General features: G+C 74.6%; 4 protein-coding genes. 1 reads left to right on the top strand and 3 read right to left on the bottom strand.

The annotated features are described in order from the left end of the window. Both G3I65_RS42685 and G3I65_RS42690 read right to left on the bottom strand, forming a co-directional pair. Positions 1–264, bottom strand: a 264-nt coding sequence (locus G3I65_RS42685) for a winged helix-turn-helix domain-containing protein (RefSeq protein ID WP_309235983.1), incomplete at its 3' end; no start/stop codon positions are given. 231 nt (positions 265–495) lie between these two features. After that, a complete protein-coding gene (locus tag G3I65_RS42690) occupies positions 496–1086 on the bottom strand; it encodes a hypothetical protein (protein WP_160701135.1) in 591 nt (196 codons plus the stop codon). Between the two features lie 56 nt (positions 1087–1142). On the opposite strand from G3I65_RS42690, the gene G3I65_RS42695 reads away from it, so the two are divergent. Continuing rightward, the gene (locus tag G3I65_RS42695) at positions 1143–1517 is read left to right on the top strand and encodes a DUF488 domain-containing protein (protein WP_160701136.1); all 375 of its coding nucleotides are present in this window, start codon (positions 1143–1145) and stop codon (positions 1515–1517) included. Between the two features lie 101 nt (positions 1518–1618). On the opposite strand, the gene G3I65_RS42700 is transcribed toward G3I65_RS42695, so the two are convergent. After that, on the bottom strand, positions 1619–1833 hold a 215-nt coding region (locus G3I65_RS42700; RefSeq protein WP_160701137.1), incomplete at its 5' end, for a hypothetical protein.

Genomic DNA, 1833 nt, shown 5'->3' on the forward strand with positions numbered 1-1833 from the left:
GTACCCGGGCCCTTCGGTGACCAGCTCGGGGCCGCCCGCGGCGCGGAAGACCGCCCGGATCCGGGACACCAGCGCCTGGACGGTGCCGCGCGCGCTCGCCGGGGGATCCGCGGGCCAGAGCAGGTCCACGAGCCGGTCGCGCGACACTGGGCGGCCGGCGTCGAGCAGCAGCACGGCGAGCACGAGCCGCTGCTTGCGGGAGCCGAGGTCGACCGGGGCGCCGTCCGCGGTCGCCTCGACGGCGCCGAGGACGCGGAACTCCACCCGGTCACCTCCGTTCACCCGGCCGGGGCAAGGCGTGCAAGCGTACTGCAAGCTTCTTGCAGGCCCCGTCCGCGATCCTGACCGGGCTGCAGGACACCACCCCGACGATGTCCGGCGCCGGCTCGCTTCGCCGGTGGGACCGACGGGTTCGGCTGTTGTACCCACCGCGGCACGAGCTGGGGGTAGAGCCACCCCGGCGGCCCCTCCACGGCCGCCGGGGTGGCCCTTCGGTCAGCGGGCGGCGTCGTCGATCTGGACGGGGTAGCCCGCGCGGAGCACGGCGATCGTGGCCGGCGGGGTCAGCACGGGAACGGTTCCTGCCCGGGGCAGCTTCCGCCTGGTGCCGTAACCCGCGGTCGTCCATTCCGCCAGGTGCCCGCCGACGACGAGTTCCGGGTGCGGGCCCCGCAGCACGAAGACGCCGTCGGGGAGCCCGGCCCACGGCAGTTCGTGGCGACGGCGAACGTGGGTGCCGCGGACGAGGCGTTCGGCGTGCAGCCGCCGGTTCATCTCCGCGGCCGAGGGGTGGCCCGGCCAAGCGTCCCGGTACGCGTTGTAGGCGGGGCGGCGGCATTCCGCGCACGGCCGGTGCCCGGCGGCGAAGGAGACGGCTTCGTCGTGGAAGAACAGGTGCGTGTACCGGTTCGGCAGCCACTGCTCCCGCCACCGGCCGCGGAACTCGAGCACGCAGGTGATCCAGAGGTCGCCGGCGTGGAAGCGGACGATCTCGCGGCCCTCGTGCAGCACGCCCCGGTTGCCGGTCCAGGCACCCCGCAGGGGGATGTCGACGACGTCGCCGGCGGGCGTCACGCGGTTGCGCACCTGGTCACCGCCCTTCTCCGGTGGCGGCGCACGCGGGCGCACCGCAGAATGCGCGCATGCAGCCGACGGTCGTCCGGGTGGCGCGCCTGACCGATCCGGCCGGGCCCGCCGACGGTACTCGTGTGCTCGTGGACCGCCTGTGGCCCCGCGGCACCGCCCGCACGGCGGTGGTCCTGGACGGCTGGTACCGCAAGCTCGCCCCGTCCGACGACCTGCGCACGTGGTACGGCCACGACCCGGACCGGTTCGCGGAGTTCGCCGAGCGGTACCGCGCGGAGCTGCGCGAGCCGGACCGGGCGGCGGCGCTGGAGAAACTGCGCTCGCTGGCTGCGGCGGGCCCGCTGACACTGCTGACGGCGAGCGGCTCGCCGTCGATCAGCCAGGCCGCGGTGCTGGCGGGGGTGCTCACGGAGCGCGGATGTAGTGAATGACTCATTCATGTCGTCCGACGACATGAATGAGTCATTCACTACATCTCGGGTCGGGGTCCCGGCGAAGTCGCGGCGCCGCGGGGATGTCGTGAAAGGGTCGTTCATGACGTCCCGGACCGAGTGGCCGTGCCGCCCGCGGTCGTCGTGATCGCCGCCGTCGCGGTGCCCAGCACCTCGTGGCGGGCGGTCAGCACCAACGTCCCCGGCGGGCCCGCGAACGGCCGCACCCACACCGCCGCCGCGCCACCCGTCGCGCCGAAGTCCAGCGTCGCGTCGCCGATCAGCTCGCCGGGCCCGGTCAGCGCCAGCGAAACCG

It is taken from the genome of Amycolatopsis sp. SID8362 (assembly GCF_010550475.1).
Taxonomy (GTDB): Bacteria; Actinomycetota; Actinomycetes; order Mycobacteriales; family Pseudonocardiaceae; genus Amycolatopsis; species Amycolatopsis eburnea.

Excerpts from the sequence above, each read along its gene's own strand:
- G3I65_RS42695 (WP_160701136.1), top strand. The coding sequence starts at position 1,143 with ATGCAGCCGACGGTCGTCCGGGTGGCGCGCCTGACCGATCCGGCCGGG.